The organism is Actinospongiicola halichondriae, from assembly GCF_049103745.1.
In the GTDB taxonomy this organism is placed as follows: Bacteria; Actinomycetota; Acidimicrobiia; order Acidimicrobiales; family Salinilacustritrichaceae; genus Salinilacustrithrix; species Salinilacustrithrix halichondriae.
On record NZ_CP171622.1, the window covers coordinates 2,541,426 to 2,566,894 of the forward strand.

The 25,469-nt window shown below is 69.3% G+C and carries 25 protein-coding genes; 5 read left to right on the forward strand and 20 right to left on the reverse strand.

The features are described from left to right. Positions 1–15: 15 nt before the first annotated feature. The 7 genes from AB8619_RS12550 to AB8619_RS12580 all read right to left on the reverse strand — a co-directional run bounded on the left by AB8619_RS12550 (position 16) and on the right by AB8619_RS12580 (position 7,045). Entirely contained in the window at positions 16–948 is a 933-nt protein-coding gene (locus AB8619_RS12550) for a UDP-glucuronic acid decarboxylase family protein (protein ID WP_436792970.1), read from the reverse strand. After that, positions 948–2,222, reverse strand: a complete 1,275-nt coding sequence (locus AB8619_RS12555) for a UDP-glucose dehydrogenase family protein (protein WP_436792971.1) — start codon at positions 2,220–2,222, stop codon at positions 948–950. Before AB8619_RS12555 ends, AB8619_RS12550 begins: the two co-directional genes overlap by 1 nt. Next, entirely contained in the window at positions 2,219–3,022 is an 804-nt protein-coding gene (gene rfbD, locus AB8619_RS12560; protein ID WP_436792972.1) for a dTDP-4-dehydrorhamnose reductase, read from the reverse strand. The genes AB8619_RS12555 and rfbD overlap by 4 nt, the downstream gene beginning before the upstream one ends. Positions 3,023–3,098: 76 nt before the next feature. Beyond that, the gene (gene rfbB / locus AB8619_RS12565; protein ID WP_436792973.1) at positions 3,099–4,052 is read right to left on the reverse strand and encodes a dTDP-glucose 4,6-dehydratase; all 954 of its coding nucleotides are present in this window, start codon (positions 4,050–4,052) and stop codon (positions 3,099–3,101) included. A gap of 25 nt (positions 4,053–4,077) precedes the next feature. Further along, the gene (locus tag AB8619_RS12570; RefSeq protein WP_436792974.1) at positions 4,078–4,653 is read right to left on the reverse strand and encodes a dTDP-4-dehydrorhamnose 3,5-epimerase family protein; all 576 of its coding nucleotides are present in this window, start codon (positions 4,651–4,653) and stop codon (positions 4,078–4,080) included. A 16-nt stretch (positions 4,654–4,669) separates the two neighbouring features. Continuing rightward, positions 4,670–5,566 carry a sugar nucleotidyltransferase gene (locus tag AB8619_RS12575; RefSeq protein ID WP_436792975.1) on the reverse strand — a complete coding sequence of 299 codons (897 nt, stop codon included), beginning with the start codon at positions 5,564–5,566 and terminating at the stop codon, positions 4,670–4,672. Positions 5,567–5,596: 30 nt separating this feature from the next. Next, positions 5,597–7,045: an LCP family protein gene (locus AB8619_RS12580; RefSeq protein ID WP_436792976.1), complete on the reverse strand. Its 1,449-nt coding sequence runs from the start codon at positions 7,043–7,045 to the stop codon at positions 5,597–5,599. 58 nt (positions 7,046–7,103) lie between these two features. On the opposite strand from AB8619_RS12580, the gene AB8619_RS12585 reads away from it, so the two are divergent. After that, complete coding sequence (locus AB8619_RS12585; protein ID WP_436792977.1) at positions 7,104–8,135, forward strand: chorismate-binding protein; 1,032 nt, start codon at positions 7,104–7,106, stop codon at positions 8,133–8,135. A 3-nt stretch (positions 8,136–8,138) separates the two neighbouring features. Here AB8619_RS12585 and AB8619_RS12590 read toward each other — a convergent pair whose 3' ends face one another. After that, entirely contained in the window at positions 8,139–9,686 is a 1,548-nt protein-coding gene (locus tag AB8619_RS12590) for a DEAD/DEAH box helicase (RefSeq protein WP_436792978.1), read from the reverse strand. Between the two features lie 225 nt (positions 9,687–9,911). Here AB8619_RS12590 and AB8619_RS12595 point away from each other — a divergent pair, with 225 nt between their 5' ends. Both AB8619_RS12595 and AB8619_RS12600 read left to right on the forward strand, forming a co-directional pair. After that, entirely contained in the window at positions 9,912–10,760 is an 849-nt protein-coding gene (locus AB8619_RS12595) for an aminotransferase class IV (RefSeq protein ID WP_436792979.1), read from the forward strand. Further along, complete coding sequence (locus AB8619_RS12600) at positions 10,757–11,017, forward strand: hypothetical protein (RefSeq protein WP_436792980.1); 261 nt, start codon at positions 10,757–10,759, stop codon at positions 11,015–11,017. Before AB8619_RS12595 ends, AB8619_RS12600 begins: the two co-directional genes overlap by 4 nt. A gap of 16 nt (positions 11,018–11,033) precedes the next feature. Here the strand turns inward: AB8619_RS12600 and AB8619_RS12605 are convergent, their stop codons facing one another. Beyond that, positions 11,034–12,299: a S8 family peptidase gene (locus AB8619_RS12605; protein WP_436792981.1), complete on the reverse strand. Its 1,266-nt coding sequence runs from the start codon at positions 12,297–12,299 to the stop codon at positions 11,034–11,036. 128 nt (positions 12,300–12,427) lie between these two features. Between AB8619_RS12605 and AB8619_RS12610 the strand changes: the two genes are divergently transcribed. Then, positions 12,428–12,997, forward strand: coding sequence for a TMEM165/GDT1 family protein (locus AB8619_RS12610; RefSeq protein ID WP_436792982.1), 570 nt, complete (start codon positions 12,428–12,430; stop codon positions 12,995–12,997). 10 nt (positions 12,998–13,007) lie between these two features. Here AB8619_RS12610 and AB8619_RS12615 read toward each other — a convergent pair whose 3' ends face one another. Then, on the reverse strand, positions 13,008–13,781 hold the full coding sequence (locus AB8619_RS12615) for a biotin--[acetyl-CoA-carboxylase] ligase (protein WP_436792983.1): 774 nt from the start codon (positions 13,779–13,781) through the stop codon (positions 13,008–13,010). A 68-nt stretch (positions 13,782–13,849) separates the two neighbouring features. On the opposite strand from AB8619_RS12615, the gene AB8619_RS12620 reads away from it, so the two are divergent. After that, complete coding sequence (locus AB8619_RS12620; protein WP_436792984.1) at positions 13,850–15,610, forward strand: acetyl-CoA carboxylase biotin carboxylase subunit; 1,761 nt, start codon at positions 13,850–13,852, stop codon at positions 15,608–15,610. A gap of 6 nt (positions 15,611–15,616) precedes the next feature. On the opposite strand, the gene AB8619_RS12625 is transcribed toward AB8619_RS12620, so the two are convergent. From AB8619_RS12625 to AB8619_RS12670, 10 genes are all read right to left on the reverse strand, one after another. Next, complete coding sequence (locus AB8619_RS12625) at positions 15,617–16,147, reverse strand: GTP-binding protein (protein WP_436792985.1); 531 nt, start codon at positions 16,145–16,147, stop codon at positions 15,617–15,619. Between the two features lie 62 nt (positions 16,148–16,209). After that, positions 16,210–16,566, reverse strand: a complete 357-nt coding sequence (locus AB8619_RS12630) for a DUF742 domain-containing protein (RefSeq protein WP_436792986.1) — start codon at positions 16,564–16,566, stop codon at positions 16,210–16,212. After that, the gene (locus AB8619_RS12635) at positions 16,563–16,991 is read right to left on the reverse strand and encodes a roadblock/LC7 domain-containing protein (protein WP_436792987.1); all 429 of its coding nucleotides are present in this window, start codon (positions 16,989–16,991) and stop codon (positions 16,563–16,565) included. The genes AB8619_RS12630 and AB8619_RS12635 overlap by 4 nt, the downstream gene beginning before the upstream one ends. Further along, positions 16,988–18,283 (reverse strand): ATP-binding protein, encoded by a 1,296-nt coding sequence (locus AB8619_RS12640; RefSeq protein WP_436796383.1) that lies wholly within the window; start codon positions 18,281–18,283, stop codon positions 16,988–16,990. Before AB8619_RS12640 ends, AB8619_RS12635 begins: the two co-directional genes overlap by 4 nt. After that, positions 18,225–19,331 carry a hypothetical protein gene (locus AB8619_RS12645; RefSeq protein ID WP_436792988.1) on the reverse strand — a complete coding sequence of 369 codons (1,107 nt, stop codon included), beginning with the start codon at positions 19,329–19,331 and terminating at the stop codon, positions 18,225–18,227. Before AB8619_RS12645 ends, AB8619_RS12640 begins: the two co-directional genes overlap by 59 nt. Positions 19,332–19,353: 22 nt before the next feature. After that, positions 19,354–20,928, reverse strand: a complete 1,575-nt coding sequence (locus tag AB8619_RS12650; protein ID WP_436792989.1) for a hypothetical protein — start codon at positions 20,926–20,928, stop codon at positions 19,354–19,356. A 116-nt stretch (positions 20,929–21,044) separates the two neighbouring features. Beyond that, on the reverse strand, positions 21,045–22,409 hold the full coding sequence (locus AB8619_RS12655) for a dihydrolipoyl dehydrogenase family protein (protein WP_436792990.1): 1,365 nt from the start codon (positions 22,407–22,409) through the stop codon (positions 21,045–21,047). Between the two features lie 81 nt (positions 22,410–22,490). After that, a complete protein-coding gene (locus AB8619_RS12660) occupies positions 22,491–23,840 on the reverse strand; it encodes an alkaline phosphatase PhoX (RefSeq protein WP_436792991.1) in 1,350 nt (449 codons plus the stop codon). A gap of 71 nt (positions 23,841–23,911) precedes the next feature. Next, the gene (locus AB8619_RS12665; RefSeq protein WP_436792992.1) at positions 23,912–24,703 is read right to left on the reverse strand and encodes an ABC transporter permease; all 792 of its coding nucleotides are present in this window, start codon (positions 24,701–24,703) and stop codon (positions 23,912–23,914) included. Continuing rightward, positions 24,690–25,439, reverse strand: coding sequence for an ABC transporter ATP-binding protein (locus tag AB8619_RS12670; RefSeq protein ID WP_436792993.1), 750 nt, complete (start codon positions 25,437–25,439; stop codon positions 24,690–24,692). The genes AB8619_RS12665 and AB8619_RS12670 overlap by 14 nt, the downstream gene beginning before the upstream one ends. Positions 25,440–25,469: the final 30 nt, after the last annotated feature.

Here is a 25,469-nt window from a genome sequence, read left to right on the forward strand (position 1 = left end):
CCATCGTCTGGGCGGTCAGAGGATCGACGCGAAGTACGCGGCGGTCTTCTCCAACCCCTCGCGGAGCTCGATCGACGGCTTCCATCCCAGGGCTTCCCGGGCGAGCGAGATGTCGGGTCGCCGTTGCGTCGGGTCGTCGACCGGCAGGTCCTCGTGGACGATCTCGCTGGACGAGTTGGTCACCTCGATCACGAGATGCGCGAGCTCGGCGATGGTGAACTCCGACGGGTTGCCGATGTTGCACGGGCCCGTGATCGGCCCCTCGAGCAGCGCGAGGAATCCCTCGACCTCGTCGTCGACGTAGCAGAAGGATCGCGACTGCGACCCGTCGCCGTAGATGGTGATCGGATCGCCACGGAGCGCCTGGACCAAGAAGTTGGAGACGACCCGGCCGTCCTTGGGGCGCATCCGAGGGCCGTAGGTGTTGAAGATCCGCACGATCCGGACGTCGATCCCGTGGTGCGAGTGGTACGCCATCGTCATGGCCTCGGCGAACCGCTTGGCCTCGTCGTAGACGCCGCGCGGCCCCACCGGGTTGACGTGACCCCAGTAGTCCTCGGTCTGCGGGTGGACCTGCGGGTCGCCGTAGACCTCGCTCGTCGACGCCAGGAAGAACCGAGCCGACTTGGCGCGGGCGAGACCGAGGCCGTTGTGCGTACCGAGGCTCCCGACCTTGAGGGTCTGGATCGGCATCTCGAGGTAGTCCTTCGGCGACGCCGGTGACGCGAAGTGGAGGACCGCGTCGACGTCGCCAGGGACCCAGATGAACGTCGACACGTCGTGATGCACGAAGGTGAAGCCGCTCGTGCCGAAGAGGTGCTCGATGTTGGCGATGTTCCCCGTGACGAGGTTGTCGAGGACGACGACCTCGTCGCCCCGGGCGAGCAGCCGCTCGCAGATGTGCGAGCCGAGGAACCCGGCCCCGCCGGTGACGACGATGCGCGCCATCAGTTGCGACCGACGCCGCGGAACTCGAAGCCGCGACGGCGCAGCGCCGACCGGTCGAGGAGGTTCCGGGCGTCGACGACCGAGGGATTCGCCATCCGCTCCTTCACCACGTCGAGGTCGAGCCACTTGAACTCGTCCCACTCGGTGAGCACGAGGAGCACGTCGGCCCCGTCACATGCGTCGTAGGGATCGCTGACGACCTCGATGCCGTCCTGCGGGCTCTTGGACACCGCGGGGTCGTAGGCACGGACCTTGGCGCCACGCGAGATGAGTCGGTTCAGCACCTCGAGCGACGGCGACTCGCGCAGGTCGTCCGTGCGGGCCTTGAAGGTCAGGCCCCAAGCGGCGACCTGCTTGCCGTCGACGTCGCCGCCGACCAGGTCGATGGCCTTCTGCGCCGTCCGGTCGAACTGTTCGTCGTTGACCTCGATCACGCCCTTGAGGAGGTCGAACTCGTACCCGCCCTCTTCGGCGATCTTCACCATCGCCCGCGTGTCCTTGGGGAAGCAGCTGCCGCCGTAGCCCGGGCCGGGGCGGAGGAACTCGTGGCCGATGCGCTTGTCGTACCCGATGCCGAGGACGACGTCGTTGATGTCGGCGCCGACGGCCTCGCAGATGGCGGCGACGGCGTTGATGAAGCTGATCTTCGTGGCCAGGAACGAGTTGGCGGCGTACTTGATCGTCTCCGCCGAGGCCGGGTCGGTGACGACCAGCGGCGCGGTGACCCCCAGGTAGAGCGATGCGACCTTGATGGCGGCCGACTGGCTGTCGGCACCGATCACGATCCGGTCGGGGTTCATGAAGTCGTGGACGGCGGATCCCTCGCGGAGGAACTCCGGGTTGGAGACGACGGACACGTCATCGCGGCCAAGGGCCCGCTCGACGACACGGGTCGAGCCGACCGGAACGGTCGACTTGTTGACCACCACGGCCTCGGCCGGGAGCACCGGCGCGATCTCGCGTGCGGCGGTCTGGATGTAGCTCAGGTCCGCAGACCCGTCGGCGCCCTGCGGCGTCGGAACACACAGGTAGGCGAACTCACAGTCGGCCGCAGCCGTTGCCGCGCCCAGGACGAAGCTCAGCCGTCCGGCCTCGATGCCCTCGTGGACGATCTGTTCGAGTCCCGCCTCGAGGATCGGGATCTCGCCCCGGGTCAACGAGGCGACCTTCTCCTCGTCGATGTCGGCGCACACGACGTCGTGGCCGAGTGCGCTGAAGCACGCGCCTGTGGTCAGGCCCACATAACCCGTGCCGATCACTGCGATCTTGCTCAAGACGACTCCTCGGTTTCGATGCGATCCATCAACTCGGTGACCGCCGCTCGGAGCGAGTCACGGTACAAGGGCATGGCCGGCAACTGTGAGCTTCGCCATGCGACGCCGTCGAGCACGGAGTTCGCAGGGCGTGGTGCCGGCCGGGGCGGGTCGAGCTCCGCCGTCGAGATCGGCGTGACCTTGTCGGGGTCCTCGCCCGCCAGTTCGAGGATCTCGCGCACCAGGCCGTACCAGGTGGTCTCCCCGGCATTCGTCAGGTGGAACGTCCCGGCCATACGGCGCTCGGCGAGGTGGCGCAGCCCGACGGCGAGGTCGGCCGTGAAGCTCGGGCTCCCCCGCTGGTCGTCGACGAACGCGAGATGTTCGCGGTCGCGGAGCGCCAAGACCGTCTTGAGCATGTTCCTGCCGTGGACGCCCATGACCCAGGACGTCCGGACGACGGCGCTGTCCGGAGCGATCGAGCGGACCTCGCGCTCGCCGGCGAGCTTCGAGGCGCCGTAGACCGATGTCGGGTTGGGCTCGTCCCACTCGGTGTAGGCACCGTCCTTGGTGCCGTCGAACACGTAGTCGGTGGAGACGTGCACCAGGTGGGCACCCGCTCTCGTCGACGCCTCGGCCACCCACCGTGCGGCGAGGGCGTTGTCACGGAACGCCCGCTCCGGGTCGGATTCGCAGTCGTCGACGGCAGTCCACGCCGCTGCGTGGAACACGACCTCCGGTGCCGCTGAGGCGATGACGTCGAGCACGACATCGCGTCGGGTGACGTCGAGTCGAGCGCGGCGTGAGCGCGGACACGTCATCGCCGGACGCACGGCAGTGGTCGGCGAGATCGGTCCCCAGCTGGCCGCCGGCTCCGGTGATCAGGACACGCACGGCTCAGCCCCTGAGGGGCCGCCACCACCAGTCGTTGTCCCGATACCACTGCACCGTCGCCGCCAGCGCTTCCTCGAGCGTGCGTTCCTTGCGCCAGCCCAGGGCGGTGATCTTCGCGATGTCGACGGAGTAGCGCCGGTCGTGGCCCTTGCGGTCCTCGACGTAGGTGACCATCTCCTCGCCCACCTCGAACGCCGCGAGCAGCCGGTCGACGAGCTCTCGGTTCGGGGTCTCGTTCCCGGCGCCGATGTTGTAGATCTCGCCCGGCTCGCCGTCGGTGAGCACCAGGTGCACGCCGGAGCAGTGGTCGTCGACGTAGAGCCAGTCGCGCTCGTTCAGTCCATCGCCGTAGAGCGGGATGGGACGACCGTCGATCAGGTTGGTCGTGAACAGCGGGATGGCCTTCTCGGGGTACTGGAACGGTCCGAAGTTGTTGGTACAACGCGTGACCGAGACCGGCAGCCCGTGGGTCGCGTGATAGCTGAGCGCGATGAGGTCCGAGCCCGCCTTCGACGCGGAGTACGGGGACCGTGGCTCGAGGGGGTCGGTCTCGAGCGACGAGCCGACCTCGACGGAGCCGTAGACCTCGTCGGTACCGATGTGGACGACCCGTCCGATCCCGAGTTCGCGGGCGGCGTCCATGACCACGTTGGTGCCGAAGCAGTTGGTGTGGACGAAGTCGTCCGAGCCCTCGATCGAACGATCGACGTGGCTCTCGGCTGCGAAGTGCACGACGGCGTCGCACCCCCGCATGGCCTCGCGGATCGCTCCCGGGTCGCAGATGTTGGCGTGCACGAACGAGTAGCGCGGGTCGTCGTCGACATCCCGGAGCGTCGAGAGGTTCCCGGCGTAGGTGAGCGCGTCGTACCCGACGACTTCGTCGTCGGTGTGCGACAGCACGTACCGGACGTAGTTCGAGCCGATGAACCCGGCGGCACCGGTGACGAGGATCTTCACGGTCGCGACGGTAGCGAACGAGCGCTCAGCGACTGTCGTCCGCTCGGAGGACCTCGGCGAGCGACGGGGCACCCCGGTCCTTCGCCGACACCATCGTCGGGTCGTCGGCGTCGAAGGGTTCCGGCCACACGATCGCCAACTCCGGGTCGAGCGGGTTCACCGCGACGCCGGCCATGCCCGGCTGCCACTCCTGGTCGAAGCAGTAGACGTACTGCATGGACTCGGAGCACGACTGGAAGCCGTTGCACACCCCGGGTGGGACCAGTACCTGCGTGCCCGGCGTGAGCTCCACGACCTCGACCTCGCCCGCCGAGGGCGAATCGGGACGGCTGTCGACGTAAGCGCCGAAGCCGCGTCCGGCGGCCACGGCCACGAGCTTGTGCATCTGCTCGCCGTGCATGCCGCGGATCGCGCCACGGCGGGTCTCGGTCACGTTGACCTGCACCCACGGGCCCAGCGACGGCAGTCCGGCGTCGACGAAGGCCGACTCCCGGTAGAACTCGCGCACGGTGCCCCGGTCGTCGGTGACCTGCTTCATCGTGAGCACCACGAGTCCGTCGATCCCGGTGGCGCGGACGGCGAAGTCGACGATCTCGACCATCAGCTCGTCACCTCCATCAGTGCGTCTCCACGAACTCGAGGATCCGCAGCAACGACGCTGCGTAGCCGCTCTTGGTCAGGTCGCCGCCATGGGCCTCGGCGGCGGCGAGCGCGTGGAGCTGCTCGTCGTCGATGTAGCCCTCGCGATGGGCCGCGGCCTCGGGCGAGCCGATCAGCAGCCCCTTGCGGCGTTGCTGCCCCGCCACCCAGGTCTGGGCGTCGAGCAGCGCATCGAACGTGCCGACGTCGAACCAGTCGGTGGCGAACGGGAGCTTCGAGACCTCGAGCGCGCCCCGTCCGAGGTACACGTTGTTCACGTCGGTGATCTCGATCTCGCCACGAGCGCTGGGCTCGATGTTGCGGGCGACCTCGACCACGCTGTTGTCGTAGAAGTACAGACCCGGGACCATGAAGTTGGATGGCGGGACCGCCGGCTTCTCGTGGACCGCCACGACGGTCGTCCCGTCGTCGCCGAACTCCAGCACGCCGTACCGTTCGGGATCCGGGACCCACAGCCCGAACACGACGGCGCCGTCCGGTCGGGTGTAGCGCTGCAACTGCTCGCCCAGTCCGGCGCCGTAGAACACGTTGTCGCCGAGGATCAGCGCGACGTCGTCGTCACCGATGAAGTCGGCGCCGACGACGAAGGCGTCGGCCAGTCCACGCGGTTCGGTCTGGACGGCGTACTCGAACGAGCAGCCCCACTCCTCGCCCGTGCCGAGCAGCGCCTCGAAGGCCGGGATCTGCTCGGGCGTCGAGATGATCAGGATCTCGTTGATGCGGGCGTGGAGCAGCGTGCTGATGGGGTAGTAGATCAGCGGCTTGTCGTAGACGTGCATGAGCTGCTTCGACGTGGCCCGACTCGCCGGGCCGAGCCGTGTCGCGCGTCCGCCGGCGAGAATGAGTCCCTTCACGGGTGGGTGTCTACCAGTGGCACGGAAGGACTAGCCACAGTCGACGCCCACGGGATCCTCGGTCGGGATGGTGCCCAGCACCGTGGTCGAGGGGGCGGAGGACCCTGGGGACGTCGTGCTCGTCGCTCGGGGCAACGTGGTCGTGGTGGTGGCATCGCTCGACTCCTCCGGCTCGTCCCGGACACCGCGGAAGTCATTGCCGGTCACCAGCGTCACGTCGGCGACGTCCGGATCCTCGACGAGGGTGCCACCGCTGACCAGCCACCGGGCGACCAGGTCGGCGGCCGCCACGTCGCCGGGCGGGTACCGGATCTCGGACCGGGGCGACCCCAGCACGCGGGCGTCGCCGGTGCCCCCGATCGAGAAACCGCGCGAGCGGAGGTCGGTCGCCACCGTCGAGGCCTGCCCGGGTTCGCCGGTCCCGTTGAGGACACGCACCCGCACCGACGACTCCGACACCGACGACGGGTCGATGTTGCGGAAGATGTCGAGCACCGGCTCGGCCGCCTGGGACTGGAGCCGGAGGATCGACGCACCGCCGGCGGACCCACCGACCACCGGGAGGTCGTAGAGGTCGAGTTCGGACGGATGGAAGTTCCGGAACTCCCCCGCCAGGTCGACGATGTCGTCACCGTCGAGTGTGTCGTCGATGGTCACCGCGTCGAGCGCTCCGTCGATGAGGGCGTTGAGTGTCACCGGGTTGCGCACGCCCCGGGTGAACGCCCGGTCGAGCGCCTGGACGATGAACTCCTGCTGACGTCGCACACGGCCGAGGTCGCCGGTCCCGTCGGTACGCCACCGACCGTCGATGAACTCCTGGTAGGCCCGCGACCGGACGAAGCCCAGGGCGTTCCGAGCGTCGAGGTTCACACACCCCGCTTCCGAGATGTCGAGCCCGCTCTTGAGGTCCCTGACCGGGTTCGGGAAGTAGAGCGGCACACCGTCGAGCGCATCGACGACACTCGAGAACCCCTCGAAGTCGACCTGGACGTAGTGATTGACCGGGATGCCGAGGTAGTCCTGGATCGTCTCGATCAGACGCTCCGGACCCCCGATCTGGATCGCCGAGTTGATCTTGGCGCTGCGCGACGTCCGGGCGATCGGCACGTAGAGATCGCGCGGGATCGAGAGGAGCGCCGCTCGGCTCGAAGCCGGGTCGACGCGGAGGATCATCATCGTGTCGGAGCGGATGCCCCCGATGCTCGAACGACTGGACCGGACCGGGTCGTCGGGATCGAGACCGTCGGCAGAGTCGACGCCGACCAGGAGGTAGTTCTCGGCGACGACACCGTCGGCCGAGGGAGACGCGTCGGTCAGGAACTCGGCGATCTCGACGCGCGGGATCTTGGCGTACTTGGTGTAGCCGTAGGCGAGCAGGGCCGCTGCGAGCAGGAACGCCGCCATGGCCACGATGTTGCCGACGAGCACGAACCGCTGGAACACGGACCGCCGCGCCCGGCTCGGGGTCGTGGCAGACATCCCGACGAGGTTATCGGGCTGTCCGCTGCCCATCGGAGACGCCCTACCCTCTCGCACCGTGCCCCTCCTCGACGACCACGCCGCCCTCGCGGTCGTGGGTGAGCGTCTGTGCACCGACCTCGTCGACGTGACCGACGATCCCGCCTGCCTCGAGGGCTCCGGTTTCTGGGCTGCGGTGCTCCCCTACTCGGGCCGCCCGACCTTCGCCCGGTTCGCGACCATCCGCCCCGCTCGTCCATGGCGAGGTCCACCGTGGCAGGGCCCGGACCGTGCGAGTTGGCGGTCATCGCTCGACCGCGACGGGTTCGTCGCCGGCGTCGAACACATCCGGGCGTCGATCGTCGCCGGAGACGTGTACCAGGTGAACCTCACCCGTCGACTCGACGCGCCGGTGGCCGACGACAGCGACATCGCCGCGCTGGGCGCGGCGCTGGCCATCGGGAATCCTGCGCCGTACTCGGCGGTGGTGCGGGTTCCCACAGCCGGCGTCCACGTGGCGTCCGCCTCCCCCGAGCGCTATCTACGACGCGAGGGCCGCTTGGTGTGGTCGTCACCGATCAAGGGCACGGCCGCGACACCGGACGCATTCCTCGCCAAGGACCAGGCCGAGAACGTGATGATCGTGGACCTGGTCCGCAACGACCTGGGACGCGTGTGCGACCACGGGTCGGTCTGCGTGCCGGCGCTGCTCGCGGTCGAACACCACCCGGGACTCGTCCACCTCGTGTCGACCGTCGCCGGCGAGTTGCGAGACGGCGTGGGCTGGCCCGAACTCATCGGGGCGACCTTCCCGCCGGGGTCGATCACCGGCGCGCCGAAGATCGCCGCGATCGACCTGATCGAGGAACTCGAACCGGTGGAACGCGGCGTCTACTGCGGCGCCGTGGGATGGGTGGACGCCGACCGCGGGATCGGTGAACTCAACGTGGCGATCCGGACGTTCTGGATCGAACGGATCGACGGCGCTGCCCGACTCTGCTTCGGCACCGGTGGCGGCATCACCCACGACAGCGACCCGGCCGGTGAATGGGCCGAGACCGAGCTCAAGGCTCGGACGCTGCTCGCCGTGGCGTCGGCCCAGGCCGGGTAACCGCTAGTCGCGGTTGCCGGCGGGACGGCCGCCCTTGCGGTGGTTGCGGCCACCGCCGGACGACTTGCCCGACGACTTGCCGGCCGGCTTGGCCGACGAGCGACCACCGGGCTTGCCAGCGGACCGACCGGCGGGCTTGCCGCCGGGACGCCCAGCACTCGACTTCGACTTCGTCGAACGCTGAGAGGTCTTGCCGTCGTTCAGGTGATGGCCGTTCTCGTTCTCCCAATGATCGATCCGCGGATCGTTGGGGTCGTAGAGGTTGGCGTTGCGCTTCTTGGCGCCGCCCGACGGCTTCGAACGGCGTTCGCCACCCGAATGCTCACGGGGGCCCTTCGACCGCGGCTTGCGGGACTGGTGGCCCCGGTCCTGCGTCGCACCCTTGGCACGGGCGGCCTCGGCGCGAGGCGTCCGGTGTGCCGATCCGTCGCCGAGGGCGGACGGCTCGGGCTGCGAGGTCTCGACCGGGAGGCCGAGGGCACGCTGCAGGACGGCGACTTCCTTCTTGTTGTTCGGTCGGACGAACGACACGACCACGCCGTTGGCACCGGCGCGAGCGGTGCGGCCCGAACGGTGCAGGTAGGTCTTGTCGTCCTCCGGCGGATCGAAGTGCACGACGCACTCGACGCCGTCGACGTGGATGCCCCGGGCGGCCACGTCGGTCGCGATCAGGGCCAGGGAACGGCCACGGGAGAACGAGTCGAGGGCGCGGGTCCGCTGGTTCTGGCTGCGGCCGCCGTGGATGGCGTCGGCGACGACGCCGGCCTTGCCGAGCTGGCGAGCCAGACGGTCGGCGCCATGGCGCGTGCGGGTGAAGACGATCGTGGGACCGGCCGCCATGATGGCGTCGCGGGTGTGGTCGACCCGCTGCTCGTGGTCGATCTTCCAGAAATGGTGGGTCATCGCCGTGATGTCCGGCTCGGCGGCGCCGATCTCGTGACGGGCGGGATCCTTCTGGTAGCGGCGGGTGAGCTCGGCGATGTCGCCGTCGAGCGTGGCCGAGAACAGCAGGGTCTGACGGTTGGACTTCGTCTGGTCGAGCAGCTTGCGGACGACGGGCAGGAAGCCCATGTCGGCCATGCGGTCCGCCTCGTCGACGACGACGATCTCGACGTCCGACAACGTGACGTTGCCACGGTCGATCAGGTCGAGGAGACGACCCGGGCAGGCGACGAGGACGTCGACGCCCTTGCGGAGCGCGTTGATCTGTGCGCCGTAGCCCACGCCGCCGTACACGGCGGTGACGTGGCGGTCGGAGGCGATGGCAGCCGGGAGCAGTTCGTCGCAGATCTGATCTGCGAGCTCACGGGTGGGCGACAGGATCAGGGCGGTCGGACGACCGGCCTTGGCCTTGGAGACCCGTGCGAGCACGGGGACGCCGAAGGCGATGGTCTTGCCGGAGCCGGTGGGTGCACGTCCGCAGATGTCGCGGCCGGCGAGGGCATCGGGGATGGTCGCTTCCTGGACCTCGAACGCCTCGGTCATGCCGTTGTCGGCGAGGGCATCGGCCAGGCGCGCGGGCACGCCCAGTTGGGTGAAGGTGGATGACATTGTTCTTGCTCTCGATCTGGCTTCGTTGCTGGTGGCGGCGCTCGATCCACGTGCGAAGCAACGGTGTCCGAGAGGCGTCGGACCGGTTCGGCCCTCCCGCGAACTGACCGGGGAGCAAGCTCGACCCGACGCGGTAGACGCATGCTACCCCGTTGCTGCATGAATCACGCGAATCTCCCGACCGGAGTCCGGACGACTTGACGTCGACGCCCTAGCGTCAACGGCGTGCACCCCGTCTGGCTCAACGGTTCCCTGGTCGATGCGGCCGACGCGTCGGTCCTGGTCTCGGACCACGGGCTCACCGTCGGCGACGGCGTCTTCGAGACGATGCGGACGGAACGGGGCGTGCCCTTCGCCGCCACCCGTCACCTGCGCCGACTCCGTCACAGCCTCGGAGGACTCGGTCTGGCCCTCGACCGGTCGGACGACGAGTTGCGTGGCGGCCTCCAGGCCGTCGCCGATGCCGTGGTCTCGGCGACGGGCGGGCCGGCCAAGATCCGCCTGACGGTCACGGCCGGGCCGGGTCCTCTCGGGTCCGGGCGGGACGACGACGGACACACGGTCATCGTCGCCGGCGCCGCCCTCGACGCCTGGCCGCCGACCGGCACGGCGGTGACCGTGCCGTGGCGTCGCAACGAGCACTCGGCCGTCGCCGGACTCAAGACGACGTCGTACGCCGAGAACGTGGTCGCACTCGCCAGCGCGCGAGACGCCGGCGCCTCGGAGGCGATCCTGGCGAACACGGCCGGCGAACTGTGCGAGGGCACCGGGTCGAACGTGTTCGTCGTCCACGGCGCCACGGTGCGCACGCCCCCGTTGACGTCGGGCTGTCTCGCGGGCGTCACCCGCGCTCTCGTCGTCGAACTGGCGGGACGCCATGGCATCGACCTCCGGGAGGAGCCGATCTCGATGGACGCGCTCACGACCGCCGACGAGGTGTTCCTCACCTCGTCCACACGCGACGTGCACCCCCAGCACCGTGTCGACGACCGAGCGTTCGACGCACCCGGTCCCCTGACCCGGACGTTGCGCGACGCGTTCGCCGCGATGGCCGCCGACGACGTCGACCCATGAGCGTCGACCTCACCGTCGACCGACACGGCGATCATCTCCTCGTGCGGTGGGCCACCCCGCGCAGTTCGGGGTCGGCACGCTTCGACCACCTGCCCGGGACGGTGCCCGAGTGGCTCGGCTCCGCCGACGACCTGCTCGACGGGGCCACGCGTCGCGACGAGGGCCAGGTCCTCGACGCGCTCGCGGCATGGGCGAGCGGCGCCGAGCTGACCCTCGGGCTGTGGAGCGACGACGCCGGCGTCGACGTCCTGGGTTAGCGGCGACGCCGCAGGCTCAGCACTGGCCGAGCAGCGCGGCGAGACCTGAGCACGACGCGGGTGGCGGCGGGGTCGGCGGGACGGGAGCCGTGCCGGTGTAGAGCAACCGGTTCGGGGTGCCGGCCATGCACGATCCGGTCAGGTTGTCGAGGAACGAACAGCTGGTCTTGATGCCGCTGACCACGCCGGGCGTGGCGTTGTCGACGATCGCGGCGTGGACGGCGGCGGGCGAGGCGCTGGGGTGATCGGCGAGATACACGGCGGCTGCTCCGGCCACGTGCGGCGTGGCCATCGAGGTGCCCGAGAGCGATGCCGTGGCCGTGTCGGACGTCGGCGAGGCCGAGACGATGCCCACGCCGGGCGCATGGACGTCGACGCAGGTGCCGAAGTTCGAGAACGACGCTCGACGGTCGCTGCTGTCGGTGGCTCCGGTGGTGATGGCCTGCGCCACGCCTGCCGGCGAGCCACTGCACCCGTTGGTGCTCTCGTTGCCGGATGCGACCGCGGTGGTCACCCCGTCGGCGATCATGGCTCGGACCGCAGCATCGAGCGCAGCGCTCGAGCCCCCACCGAGGCTCATGTTCGCCACTGCCGGCTGTCCGCTCTGGTGGTCGCCCACGACCCAGTCGACGCCGTCGATGATCGCCGCCGTGGTGGTCGAGTCGCCGCAGCCGAAGACGCGAACGGCGACGAGTGACACGGACTTGGCCACGCCGTAGGTCGATCCACCGACGGTTCCTGCGACGTGGGTGCCGTGCCCGTTGCAGTCCTGCGCGGGCGACGAGCCGTCGACCGTGTTCGTCCCGGGCCGGACCCGGCCGGCGAACTGGCTGTGCGAGCCCCGGATGCCGGTGTCGATGATGTAGGCGGTCACACCGGCACCCGTCGCCTGGTACTCGTAGCTGCCCGACAGGGGCAACGATCGCTGGTCGATGCGGTCGAGTCCGTACGGCGCTCCGGGTTGCGTGCCCGACAAGGTCACCACGGTGTCGCGCTCGATCGAGACGACACCGGGGAGCGCTCCGAGAACGGGAGCGAGTGCGGGCGCCAACTCGACCGCGAAGCCGTCGAGCGCGTGTTCGTAGGTGCGGACGACCTGGCCGGACCCGACCTGGTCGAGCAACGACAGGGCCACCGATGCCACGTCGCCGCCGACGCCGTCGAGGGTGACGATGTAGGTGGCGGGCGCGGGATCCTGCGACGCACGCGCCACGGGAGCGCCGGCGACGGCGATGAGGAGCGCGGCCACCACGAGGGCGACGAGGGACTCGGTTCGACGCATGGTCGACCTCCAGCACAGACTGCGGATGAGATGTACCGACCCTGCTGTTGTGTTCGCCCCCGGACGCCGATCTCCCTGCCCCTGACCGGCGATCTGCCGGTACTGCCGACTTCGCAGGGGAGCGCGCCGTGGGCACGCTGATCGCGGCCATGGGCATCGTCTTCCTGGCGGAGTTGGGCGACAAGACCCAACTCGTGGCGCTGGGACTCGGCGCCCGCCACCGTCTCGGACCGGTCCTCGTCGGCATGACGCTCGGCTATGCCGCGACCAACCTGTTGTCGGTGGTCGTTGGGGGCCTCCTCGGCGCCGCGCTGCCGACGCGACCCCTCGGCATCGGGGGCGGCCTCCTGTTCCTCGCGTTCGCTGCCTGGACGCTCCGCGCCGACGACGAGGAGGACGACGACGACGCATCGACCGCCACCTCGGTGTCGTGGTTGCGGGTCGTGGCGTCGGTCGCGGGGACGATGTTCGTCGCCGAACTCGGCGACAAGACGATGCTGGCCACCGCCACCCTCGCAGCCCAGGGCAATCCGCTCCTGGTCTGGATCGGCGCAACCCTGGGCATCACGGCCAGCGGGGCGGTCGGGGTGTTCGTCGGACGGTCGATGGGGACCCGACTCCCCGAACGGGTGACACGCCTCGGATCCGCGGCGTTGTTCGCAGCGTTCGGCGTCGTGCTGATCGCCACGAACCTCTGACGGTCGGGCCCTATCCGGCGCTCCGGAGATGGACGACGTCGCCGACGGCGATCGTCCGACGCTCGCCTTCCAGGGTCTCCACGACCAGATGCCCCTCGGCAGTCACGTCGACCGCGGTCCCGACGACGTCGTCGGCGCCGAGATCGACGCGCACGCGTTGTCCGAGGGTGGACGAGCGCTCGCGCCACGACGTCAGCACGTCGGCGGCTCCGCCGGACACGAGTCGGCCGTAGTGGACGTCGAGGCGGTCGAGGAGCGCCTCGAGCACGACGTCGGTGGACAGACGCCGCCCGGTCACGTGGTTGATGGCCACGGCGATGTCGGCGAGTTCGTCCGGCACATCGTCCGGCCAGTCGACGTTGAGGCCGATGCCGGCGGCCACCGTCGCTCGCTCGTGCGCCGGGGGTTGCCGATAGCCGGCGGCGATCGACGAACCGGCGGGCCACTCGGCCTCGGCGAGGATGCCGGCCAGTTTCTTCGTGGTCCCGTCCGCGGCCTCGACCACGAGGTCGTTCGGCCACTTGAGCCCCGGCCAGAAACCCGCGACCTCGGCGACGGCTTCGGCCGCTGCGACCGACAGGGCGAACGTCACGAGCGGGGCGACCGGTGCCGGCGGCCGCAGCAGGACGGTGCACAACAGCGACGCTCTCGGCGGCGCAGTCCAGGTACGCCCTGCCCTCCCCCGGCCCGCGGTCTGGTGATCGGCGACCACCACGACACCCTCGGGAGCCCCCTCGCGAGCAAGGGTCATCACGTCGGCATTGGTCGATCCGGTCTCCGCCACGCGACGAATGTCGAGGAAACGTGTTCGTGCAATGGCGTCGAGACCCTCCACCGCGGTAACCATAGGGCGTGTTTTCCAAGGTGCTGATCGCAAACCGCGGCGAGATCGCCGTCCGGGTCATCCGGGCGTGCAAGGAACTCGGCGTGACATCCGTGGCCGTCTACTCCGACCTGGACCGCGACGCGCTCCATGTGCGTCTCGCCGACGAGGCCTATGCCCTCGGCGGTACGACCGCGGCGGAGTCCTATCTCAACACCGAGGCGATCCTCGACGTGATCGAGCGCTCCGGCGCCGAGGCCGTGCACCCCGGGTACGGGTTCTTCTCCGAGAACCCGGACTTCGCCCGGGAGATCACCGATCGCGGTGTCGTGTTCATCGGCCCGCCGCCCGAGGCCATGGTGGTCATGGGCGAGAAGGTCTCGAGCCGCATCGCGGCCCAGGAGGCCGGTGTCCAGGGCGTGCCCGGGACCACCCAGTACCTCGAGTCGGGTGACGAGGTCGTCGCCTTCGGCGAGGAGTACGGCTGGCCGGTCGCCATCAAGGCCGCCTACGGCGGCGGTGGCCGAGGCATGCGCGTCGTCCACTCGGCCGACGAAGCCCATGCAGCGCTCGAATCCGCCCAGTCGGAGGCCTTGAAGGGCTTCGGCCGCGACGAGTGCTACGTCGAGCGCTACCTCACGTGGCCCCGCCACGTCGAGATGCAGATCATCGCCGACACGCACGGCAACTGCGTGTGGATCGGCGAGCGTGACTGCTCGGCACAGCGTCGCCACCAGAAGCTGGTCGAGGAGTCGCCGGCGCCCAACTTCCCCGAGGAGGTCCGCCAGGCCATGGGCGAGGCGTCGGTCAAGGTCGCCAAGGCCTGCAACTACGTCAACGCCGGCACCGTCGAGTTCCTGTACCAGGACGGCGAGTTCTTCTTCCTCGAGATGAACACCCGCCTCCAGGTCGAACACCCGGTCACCGAGCTGGTCTCGGGCATCGACCTCGTCGCCGAGATGCTGCGGGTCGCCTCCGGCGAGGAGCTCAGCTTCACCCAGGAAGACGTCTCGCTGCGGGGCCATGCCATCGAGGTCCGGGTCAACGCCGAGGATCCGGCCGAGGGCAAGTTCCTCCCCGCTCCGGGCCCCATCGCCAAGCTGGTCCCGCCGCAGGGCATCGGCATCCGCTGGGACGGTGGCTACGACTCCGGTGACGAGGTCAGCCAGTACTACGACAACCTCGTGGGCAAGCTCTGCGTCTGGGCATCGGATCGCGAGAAGGCCATCGCCCGCATGCTGCGGGCGCTCGACGAGTTCGTGATCGAGGGCCCGGCGACGACCATCCCCGCCGACATCAAGATCCTCGAACATCCCGACTTCGTGGCCGGCGAACACTCGACCAAGTGGGTCGAGGACCGTCTCGACCTGACCGGGGTCGTCGGCACCCGGACCGGCGGCGACGCCGGCGACGATCCCAAGGTCGAACGCAACGTCGACCTCGAGGTCAACGGCAAGAAGTTCGCCGTGAAGATGTGGATCCCCGCCGACCAGGTCGCCGCAGCCGGCACCGCTGGTCCCTCCGCTCCCAAGGCGCGCAAGCGCACGGGCGGCGGATCGTCCGCCCCGGTCGCGGGTTCGGGCAAGATCACCGCTCCCATGCAGGGAACGGTCTTCAAGCTCCCGGTCGCCGTCGGCGACACGGTCACCGAAGGTCAGCTGGTCTGCATCCTCGAGGCGATGAAGATGGAGAACAACATCAACGCCGACAAGGACGGGACGATCTCGGAGATCCACATCACCGAGGGCGCGTCGGTCGGGTCCGGCGAGCTCATCCTCACCATCGAGTAGTCGCCGTCAGGGCGCGACGGGCACCGCTGCCCGTGCCAGGTGCTCCAGCAGCACCAACAGGACGTCTCGGGCCGACTCGGTCCGTCGCGCGTCGCATTCGACCATCGGCACCTCGGCGGCGACGCCCAGCGCGGCGCGCACCTCCTCGAGCGAGTGCGTCGGACCGCCGGCGAACCGGTTGACCGCGACGACGAACGGGATGGCCTTCGCCTCGAAGTGGTCGACGGCCGGGAAGCTCTGATCGAGCCGACCGGTGTCGACGAGGATCACCGCGCCGAGGGCGCCGTTGGTGATGTTGTCCCACATGAACCCGAAACGCTCCTGGCCGGGCGTCCCGAACAGGTACATGACCAGCGTCTCGTCGACGGTGAGGCGACCGAAGTCCATCGCGACCGTGGTGGTCGTCTTCGCCTCGCTCCCCTTGCGTCGGTCGACATCGGCAGCCACCGAGGTCATCGCGGCCTCGGTCCGCAGGGGTGGGACCTCGGAGATCGCGCTGACGAACGTCGTCTTGCCGGCGCCGAAGCCCCCGGACACCACGAACTTGACCGAGGTGATCCGAGTCGGCGCACCGGCCGTCCTGCGTTCCGTTCGCCTTCTCACAGTGCACGCACCCGTTCGATCATCCTCGACAACACGTCCAACTCGATCTCCACCGGATCGGTCTGGTGGAGTTCCATCTGTCCCCCGACCACGAGGTCTGCGGCCAGGATGATCGTCACCCCGACCACCAGACCCAGCTCGGCCGAGGCCTCGGCCACCGACTGCGGCGTGGCACACGCCTCGAGGAGGCGTCGTTCTTCGCGACCGAGCCCCTCGACTTCGGCGCCCGGTACCGCCGACAGCATGGTCTCGAGGCGGAGGTCGCGTCGCTGCGCCCTCGTCCGGCCGCCCGTCATGACGAAGGGACGGACCACTTCGTGGCTGCGGACGGATTCGTCGTGAGATCCCGTCATCGCGCCAGCAACTCCTGTTGCAGCGCGTCGACCAACTCCGGGGTCAGGACCGCGCCCGCCCGCTCGACCAGGAGGCCGCACTGATAGCCGATCTGGCCGATGTCGCAGTTGCTCGTCGCGACCACGCCGAGGCAACTGCCGTCGGAGATCGACGAGACGAACGCGTAGCCACCGACCATGGCGATGATGACCTGTTGCAGCCCGCCGAACCCGAAGCAGGTCGACGCCCCCTGTCCGAGGCTCACCATCCCGGAGACGATGGCCGCCAACTGCTCTGCGCCGTCGCGGTCGAGCGAGTCGGACATCGCCATGAGCAACCCGTCGCTCGAGACCGCGATGGCGTCGGTCACGCCGGCGGTCTGCTCGACGAAGTTGTCGAGCATCCAGGAGAAGTCTCGGGGTGTGGTCGTGTTGATGGCGCTCATCGGTCCTCCTCGGTCGGGAACGTCGCGGGGGCGTCGGTCTCGGTGCCGTCGGCGACGGGGCCGTCTGCTGCGTCGTCGTCGACGGCAGCGAATCCGGCCAGGAACCCGAAGGCGTCGGTCGATGGCGCGGACGCCGGCTCGGGATCGGGTGCCGAGGGACGCCGGGCGATCGTGGGCTCCAGGTCCGGACGCTGCGCGCCCGGTACCCGCTTGGGCAGCGCACCGTCCGCGGCGGCCGGTGGCAGGGTGATCCCGGCCGTCCTGCCGTCGATCGCTGCGGTCAGGTCGGCGCTCGACTCGATCGAGTCCATCTGGGGTCGTCCGAGGGCCTCGGCCAACGACGATGGCCCCTCCGCCGCACGTGCCACCGGGACCGGTGCCGAGGCGTCGTTCACGCTCGTCTCGATCGGGTCGAGGGTCAGCTCGTCGGGGAGTTCCGGTGCGACATCGACCAGCAGGGCCGATGGGATGCTGACGGTGGCGGTCACGCCGCCGGCCGGACGGTCCTGGAGCCGGAGCCCGATGCCGAAGCGCTGAGCGAGGTTGCCCGCCACGTAGTGACCCAGGTAGCGGGACGGAGCGACCGTGTACGACTCCTCACCGGAGAGCCGCCGGTTGGCCTGTTCGATCTCCTCCGGCGACATGCCGATACCGTCGTCGTCGATGGCGAGCAGGTAGCCGTCGTCGGTGCGACGCCCCTTGAGCTCCACCTGCTCGGTCGGGGGCGAGAAGTTCAGTGCGTTCTCGATCAGTTCGGCGAGCACGTGCGACAGCCCCGACGCTGCTTCACCGGCGAACCGGACGTCGTCGAGGTGCCGGACGGTCACCCGTTGGTAGTCCTCGACCTCGCCGAGTGATGCGCGGATCACGTCGTCGCAGGCGACCGGATCGGCCCACTGCCGCGGGCTCTCGACGCCGGCGAGGACGAGCAGCGACTCGGCGTTGCGGCGCATTCGGGTCGCGAGGTGATCGAGCCGGAAGAGCGACTCGAGCTCCTCGGGCTCGGTCTCCGACTGCTCGAGTTCGGTGATGAATGCGAGCTGGCGATCGAGAAGGTTCTGGTTCCGACGCCCGAGGTTCACGAACGAGTCGGCGATGTTGCGTCGCAACACGGCCTGGTCGGCAGCGAGGGCGAGGGTGCGATCCTGCACGTCATTCAGTACCTGCACGACCTCGCGCACCTCGTCTCGGGTCTTGACCTCGATCGGGGGGAGCTCGGGCACCACCACGTCGTCACCGAGTGGGGTCTCGAGGATCTGCCGCAGGGCACCCGGCAGACGAGTCGATGCCATCTCGTGCGCCTCGGCCCGGAGCCGGCGCAGCGGGCGGGTGATCGAGCGGCTCGCGAGCCAGCTGAAGAGGACCGCGAGCGTGACCACGGCAGCCGCCAGCATCAGGAACTGGTTCTTGCGCTCGTCGGCGTCGGCCGTGAGCCGCGCGGCCTCGGAATCGAGGATCTCGGTCGCCATCTCGCCACTCGACGTCACACCGTCGGCGCCACCAGCGCTCACGGCCGCGAGGAGCGCCGTGAGGTCGACGGGTTCGCCGTCGAGGTAGTCGGAGAAGTAGCCGAGCGTCTCGACGTCCCACTCGCGGCCGAGTGTGGTCGCCGCGAACATCTGCGTACGGTCCGACCGAGAGCTGCTCGATCCGCTCCTCGGTGGCGCGGACCCGCTCGATCTGTCCGGCGGCCTGTGCTCGGTAGCCGTCCTCGTTGCCCTCGGTCAGGGTGTCGAGGACGATGATCCGGGTGATCGACGCCAGCAGTTCGCCGCGCCGATTGCCCTGGTCGACGAGCTCGCTGCCGTTGCGGAGGGCGTTGTCGTCGATGCCGGTCGCGATCGACTGGGTGGCGTCGAAGAACGCCGTCGTCATGACGGTGAACTGCTCGAACAACTCGTCGGCCAACTCCTGGTTGGCCAGCCCCTTCTCGCCGTCGAAGTCGTCGTAGAGCGCACGCGTGGCGTCCAACTCGGACTCCAGGACCTCGAACGCCGGAGCGAACGCATCGCCCACGACGTCGCGCCGACCCTGCAGGTAGGTCTCGAGATCAGCGATCGCGGTGTCGACGCGTTCGCGTCCCTCCTCGACCGACGACACCTCGAGCGTGGCCGAACCCGACAACCCGATGAGGTCGATGGCGGTGAAGTTCCGCTCGTTCTGGAGCTCGGTCGTCAGGCTGCTCGGGCCGATCGCCACCGTGGCCAGTTCGGCCTCGGAGCGCACCGCGTCCGCGTCGTCGGAAGCCTGGACGGCCTCGAATCCCGACACGGCCACGAGCGCGACCAGGGGTACGGCCAGCGCCGCGGCGAGCTTGGTTCGAATCCGGATCTTCAACACGTTCTCTGCTCCATCACTGTGGTCATGGTGTGGTCTGGTCTTCGGCGAGGAGATCGCCGATGTCGAGGAGGTTGGCGACGCTCGTCACGACCGCTCGTTCGCGCGGCAGTTCGATCGCCCAGCTGACGATGGCCGTGTCGGCGGTCAGGACGATGACGGGGGTCGACGAGGTGAGGTCGAGCAGACATGGGGCAGGGATGAACCCGTCGACGAGCCCGTCGTCGTCGATCGCGACGGCATCGTCGAGCGCGATGGCCAACCGGCCCTGCGCCATTCGCTCCAGCGCCGCGACGGCGTCCGCAGGCACGGCGACCCCGAGGCGAGCTCGGCGATCGTCGAGCGCTGACTGCTTTCCTGCGGTGTGCGCCCGATCACGGCCCAGGTTCTCGCCCGCCTTGTCGAGGTCGGCCTGCATCGTGTCGGCGTGCGACCGCAGCGCCCGACCGATGATCGCCGCGTGTACGACCGGATCGTCCTCGGCAGGCGGCCGATGCTCGTCGGGGACCAAGGCCGCGTAGGCCCGTAGCTGACTGCGCCGGTCTCTGGTGTCCTGGCGCACGCGTTCGAGGGCGAGCTCGGCGCGGGACATCGCTCGCGTCGCCTGTTCGACCTCGCCACGGGCTGCGACCTCGGCGTCGGCGAGCCGACGCTCGACCGCGGCGACCTGCGACTCGAGTTCGAGCGCCGCAGCGTGTCGGGCTTCGTGGGAGTCCGACTCGTGCGTTCGCACGGTCATCTCTCGTTCGAGCGACGCCAGGGTCAGACGCGCTCGGTTGAGCTCTTGTGCGAATGCGTCGGCCCGGCTCTCGGCTTCTGCAACGTCGTCGCGCGCACGCTCCAGTGCCCCCGGGTCGACCACGGCGATCACCGGCTCGCCCTGGGAGAACTTCGCGTTGACCGCCGCCCGCATCGCCTGCAGCGAGTCGTGACCGGCGGCGTCGTGCGGCGCTCCCGAGACCGACGACGCGGCCATCGCGTCCTCCAACCCCCAGAGCTGGGCCTTGAGCCGCGCCACCTCGGTCATCTGGGCCTGGTACTCGGCGGAGATCGCCTGGACCGCCCGGGATGCGTCCTCCATCTGACGTCGGACGTCGGTCTCGTCGTGCCCAGCGGCCCCCATCGAGTCGATCTCGGAGCGCGCCTCCTCGAGGGCTGCCTCGGCTGCGGCACGTTGTTCGAGGACCCGTTCGAGCTGACGGTTGGCCTCGCGCACGGCGCGGCCATGGACGTCGAGCGTTGCGGCAGCACTCGCGATCGCCTCCGCGTCCTGGAGGTCCCGGGACGGCTGCGCCTCGCACCAGTCCGCCGCCTCCAGGGTCCGCCGCTGCTCCATCGCGAGTTCGGCATGGACGGCTTCCGCGGCCGCGCCGTGCTGCAGCAGCGACCGGAGTTCGTCCTCGAGGCCGGCGATCACGACGGCGTCCGCGTCGGAACGGGCGTCGGTCTCGGCGGCGACGGCCGCGCGGATGTCCGCGCGGGTCACGACCTGGACCGGCGACGGCAGACGTTCCGTGACGGCTCGACGCTCGGTGTCGGGCACGAACACGACGAAGAGTCGCGGGCTCTGGTCTTCGTCACTGTCGCACGTGCGACTCACCGATCTCCCTCACCGCCAGGACCCCGTCCGGACTTTCGACTCCATCCGGTGTCATCGGCACGGATGGCGGGATCCTTGAACACTCACCCGCGACTCGGTGATCGCAGGCGTGGAGATCAGTCCGCGGCCTCCGCGAGCGCCTCGGCGAGGCTCGGATGCACGAGGAGGCTGTCGACGATGTCGTCGACCTTGAGCCCGGCCGTCACCGCCAACGCGATGACCGAGATGAGCTCAGCTGCGTGGCGGCCAACGATCGATCCGCCGAGCACGACACCGGTCGCCGGATCGGACAGGATCTTCACGAAGCCGCGGGGCGCGTTGTTGATCAGCGCCTTCGCACTCGCCGAGAACGGCACCTTGGTCACCCGGATCTTGCGACCCTCGGCGAAGGCGTCGGCCTCGGCCAGGCCGACGTCGGCGATCTCCGGCTCGGTGAAGATCGCCGATGCCGCCTTGTCGTAGTCGAGGTGACGATGGTCTCTGGTGTGGAGACCCATGACGTGCTCGGCGATCTTGCGACCCTGCATCGTCGCCACGGACGACAGCGGGAGCTTGCCCGACAGATCGCCGGCCACGTACACGTGCGGGAGGTTGGTGATGCAGTGGTGGTTGTTGTCGATGTAGCCCCACTCGTTGACCTCGACTCCGGCGGCATCGCAGCCGAGACCCTCGCTGTTGGGGATCGAACCGATCGCGAGCAGCGCGTGACTCCCGACCGCGCTCCGACCGTCGTCGCACACGACCTTCACCGAGCCGTCGTCGAGACGCTCGATCCCCTGCGCCCGAGCACCCTTGAACAGACGGACACCGCGGGCGAGGAACTCGTCCTCGAGCGCCGCCGCCACCTCGGGGTCCTTCGACGGCAGCACCTGTTGCCGCGACACGATCAGCGTGACGTCGCAACCGAAGCTCGAGAACATCGACACGAACTCGACGCCTGTGACGCCCGACCCGATCACGATCATGTGGCTGGGGAGTTCGCGTGGCGGGTAGGCGTCGCGCGTGGTGAGCACGCGATCACCGTCGGGTTCCGCCCATTCCGGGATGCGCGGCCGTGACCCGGTCGACAGGAGGATCGCGTCAGCCTCGAAGTGGAGCTCGCCCTCGGCGGTGTCGGCGACGACCTCGTGTGGTCCGACGAGGCGACCCGTGCCCTCGACGACTCGGACCCCCTGGCTGTGCAGGAGCGTCGACGCCGAGCTCTCGAGGCGATCCTCGATCGACTGGATCCGGTCGCGGAGCGCAGCGAAGTCGAGCTGGGCCTTGACGTCGGTCAGACCCATCTGCTCGCTCTGGTTGATGAAGTTCAGTGCCGACCCCGTGGCGATCATCGCCTTCGACGGGATGCAGTCCCACAGGTGGGCGGCACCACCGATGATGTCGCGCTCGATGATGGTGACCTCGGCCCCGAGCTTCGCGGCGTGCGACGCCGCTGCGTGCCCACCCGGGCCACCACCGATGATCACGAACCGCAGAGCCATGACCCGGAGGCTACCGACCTCCCGTTCTCGTACCCGACCGCTCGATGTCTCGACCGATCCAGGTACGAGAGCGGGAGGGGGTCATCGCTGGCCGTTGCGCTGCGCTCCCCACGGGCCGGTGATGGCGAACGTCGTCGACGGGTTCTGGATGTTCACGTAGAGCGTCTTGCCGTCGGGCGAGAAGTTGGCGCCGGCGAACTCGTTGGTACCCATCGCGTTGCGGGCGAAGGGCCACAGGGCACCGGTGGCAGGGTCACAGCCGATGATGTACTGCTCGTCGTCGCCGTCTTCGCACAGGAACAGCTGCCCCCACGGAGCGACGGTGATGTTGTCCGGCGCGTCGAAGACCGGGTCGTCGGCGGGGATGTACGCGACCAGGGTCACGGTGGCGGCCTCGGGATCGAGCGCCCAGATCTGGCCGTGGTGCTCGATGCCGGAGGCGTTCTCGTCGGCCGACGAGAAGTAGAAGCGATCGTCGTCGCCCCACCAACAGCCCTCGAGCTTGCGGGACCGCGTGACGTCGCCATCGGCGAAGAGCCCGTTGAGACCACTCACGTCGGGGTTGCCGCCGGGCACCGCCGTCCACGACACCGCCAGGGTCGTGCCGACGGTCTTCACCTCACCCAGACGGGCGAGACCGGCGACCTTCATGGCCGCGACCGTGCCGCCGTTGCCCAGCGATCCGTAGGTCATCGAGGTGTCGTTCGGGGCGAACCGATAGATCAGCCCGCTGTTGTTGTCCTCGGTCATGTAGGCGGTGGAGTCGCGGGGGTCGATGGCCACCGCTTCGTGGGCGAAACGCCCCATCGCCTTGTACGGGGTGGCGGTCGTCTTCACACCTTCGGGGTCGACCTCGAAGATGTAGCCGTGCGGGATCCCCGCGACGGTGCTGGTGGTCTCCTCGCAGGTCAGCCACGTTCCCCACGGGGTGAGCCCGCCGGCGCAGTTGTTGTAGGTGCCGGCGATGCTCGGGTAGATGCTCGCCACGCGGTTCTTGCGGTCGAGGACGATGTTCGACGTCCCACCCGGGGCCGCCGGGTTGTACGTCGGCACGGGGCGGCCGGCGTGCGTGGTCGGCACTCGTTCGGAGAGCTCACCGGAACCACTGAGTTCGTGGTTGGTGACGATGACCGTCCGGTTGCCGCCGATCGCGAACGACGCCGCGCCATCGGCGTCGCCGGCGAGCTTCTGTCCGTCGTCGTACGTGCTGAAGCCGTTCGAGTACCCGTTCCCGCCCTTCTGGAGGATCTCGTACTTGAAGCCCTTGGGGAGCTCGAGGATGCCGGCAGGGTCGCTGCGCAACGCGCCGTAACCGGCAGCGCCGGCCCCAGCGGTGCCGCCGAGGGCGAGCCCGGAGAAGGCACCACCAACGGCGAGTCCGGCGCCAGTGAGGGCGCTGTATCGGAGGAGTTCGCGTCGTGAAAGAGTCATGACGCTGACCGTAGGAAGGCCAAGTGACACGTCGACTGCCACGACCTTCCTGCGAGATGAACTGCCAGTGATCAGTTCGGAGCGCGGGCGATGCGCACGAGGCGATGGTCGTCGGTGAAGAGCCGCTTCGTCACGCCGGTACCGATCACGACGACGTTGATGGCCACCGCACCCAGGATCAGGAACATGATCGCTGCCTGCACCAGAACGGCGTCGACCGGATCGACACCGGCGAGGATGAGACCGGTCATGGCACCGGGAAGGAAGACCAGGCCCACGGCCTTGGTGGTCTCGATCTGGCTGGTCATGCCGGTGCGCAGCGCGGATCGCAGCGATGGTCTCGAGGCCTCCTGCCAGCTCTGCCCGAGCGCGAGGCGGGCCTCGACGTCGGGACGCTTCTCCGAGAACTCGGCCAGGATCCGCCGACCGGCGACGACCGTCGACGACATCGCGTTCCCCACCATCATCCCGCCGATCGGGATGATGGCTCGGGGCTCGACCGGGAAGATCCCCAGACCGAAGATGACGGCGACGGTGGCCAGGGTCGAGGCGCTCAGGGCCTGGAGCGCGAGCCGCAGCACGCCGGGGACCTCGGGGGCACGTCGCGAGACGGTCCACGCGGCGAAGCCGACCATGAACACCAGCCACCCCCACGCCAACGGCACGTTCTCGTCGGGATGGTCGGGATCGATGACCAACGCGAGCGCATATCCCACGGCCAGGAGTTGCACGCCGGCACGCACCACCGCGACGACCACGTCGCGCTCGAGTCCGAGCTTGCGCCACAGCGAGATCGCGATGGTGACCGCGACCAGCACGAGCGAGGCAGCGAGACCCCACCACCCGACATCACCGTTGGCCATCGTCGTCCCCCTCGGCTGCCTCGTGGCGGTGGTCCGCCTCCTCGCCGGCGAAGTAGTGCGCCGACTCGTGGTCGTCCGCGATCCGCCCGCCGGTGAGCACGATGCGCTCGTCGGCGATGCGGTCGGCTTGGTCGAGATCGTGCGTCACCCAGACGACGGGCATCCCGTCGGCAGCGAGGGCGACACCCAACGTCTCGAGGCCCCTCGTGGCCGCCGGGTCGAGGGCGGAGGTCGGCTCGTCCATCAACAGCACCTCCGGGTCGGTGATCAGCGTCCGGGCGAGACACACGCGTTGGGCCTCGCCGCCGGACAGCGCGTCGGCGTCGCGGTCGAGGAAGCGGGATTCGACGTGGGCCCGGTCGAGAGCGGCCGCACACGCATCGGCCGAGGCCTCCGGCTGTGCGACGAGGAGGTTGTCGCGCACGGTGCCCGGGAAGACCGTCGGGCGCTGGAACACCATGCCGACGCGACGACGCAAGGTGAGGGGGTCCTCCGAGGCGATGTCCGCGCCTCGGAATCGGATGCACCCCTCGGTCGGGACCTCGAGCCGGTTGCAGAGCCGGAGCATCGTCGACTTGCCCGATCCGGACGGTCCGAGCAGGCAGGTGATCGACCCTCCGTCGGCGATCACCGCACTGACCTCGTCGAGCACCACCGTGTCGCCGAAGCGCACCGTGACCCGATCGAAGTGGAACAGCGACATCGCACGAGTATCGCCCGCGCCGCCGGTGTTCATGCGCGTTCATCTGTCCGAAATGCCCCGAAT

What these genes read in the sequence shown, in the direction of transcription:
- AB8619_RS12600 (WP_436792980.1), top strand. Translation starts at nt 10,757, where the DNA reads ATGAGCGTCGACCTCACCGTCGACCGACACGGCGATCATCTCCTCGTG.
- AB8619_RS12655 (WP_436792990.1), bottom strand. Translation starts at nt 22,409, where the DNA reads ATGGCTCTGCGGTTCGTGATCATCGGTGGTGGCCCGGGTGGGCACGCA.
- AB8619_RS12660 (WP_436792991.1), bottom strand. Translation starts at nt 23,840, where the DNA reads ATGACTCTTTCACGACGCGAACTCCTCCGATACAGCGCCCTCACTGGC.
- rfbD (WP_436792972.1), bottom strand. Translation starts at nt 3,022, where the DNA reads ATGACGTGTCCGCGCTCACGCCGCGCTCGACTCGACGTCACCCGACGC.
- AB8619_RS12605 (WP_436792981.1), bottom strand. Translation starts at nt 12,299, where the DNA reads ATGCGTCGAACCGAGTCCCTCGTCGCCCTCGTGGTGGCCGCGCTCCTC.
- AB8619_RS12550 (WP_436792970.1), bottom strand. Translation starts at nt 948, where the DNA reads ATGGCGCGCATCGTCGTCACCGGCGGGGCCGGGTTCCTCGGCTCGCAC.
- AB8619_RS12640 (WP_436796383.1), bottom strand. Translation starts at nt 18,283, where the DNA reads ATGGCATCGACTCGTCTGCCGGGTGCCCTGCGGCAGATCCTCGAGACC.
- AB8619_RS12665 (WP_436792992.1), bottom strand. Translation starts at nt 24,703, where the DNA reads ATGGCCAACGGTGATGTCGGGTGGTGGGGTCTCGCTGCCTCGCTCGTG.
- AB8619_RS12570 (WP_436792974.1), bottom strand. Translation starts at nt 4,653, where the DNA reads ATGGTCGAGATCGTCGACTTCGCCGTCCGCGCCACCGGGATCGACGGA.
- AB8619_RS12580 (WP_436792976.1), bottom strand. Translation starts at nt 7,045, where the DNA reads ATGTCTGCCACGACCCCGAGCCGGGCGCGGCGGTCCGTGTTCCAGCGG.
- AB8619_RS12590 (WP_436792978.1), bottom strand. Translation starts at nt 9,686, where the DNA reads ATGTCATCCACCTTCACCCAACTGGGCGTGCCCGCGCGCCTGGCCGAT.
- AB8619_RS12670 (WP_436792993.1), bottom strand. Translation starts at nt 25,439, where the DNA reads ATGAACACCGGCGGCGCGGGCGATACTCGTGCGATGTCGCTGTTCCAC.
- AB8619_RS12635 (WP_436792987.1), bottom strand. Translation starts at nt 16,991, where the DNA reads ATGAGCGCCATCAACACGACCACACCCCGAGACTTCTCCTGGATGCTC.
- AB8619_RS12630 (WP_436792986.1), bottom strand. Translation starts at nt 16,566, where the DNA reads ATGACGGGATCTCACGACGAATCCGTCCGCAGCCACGAAGTGGTCCGT.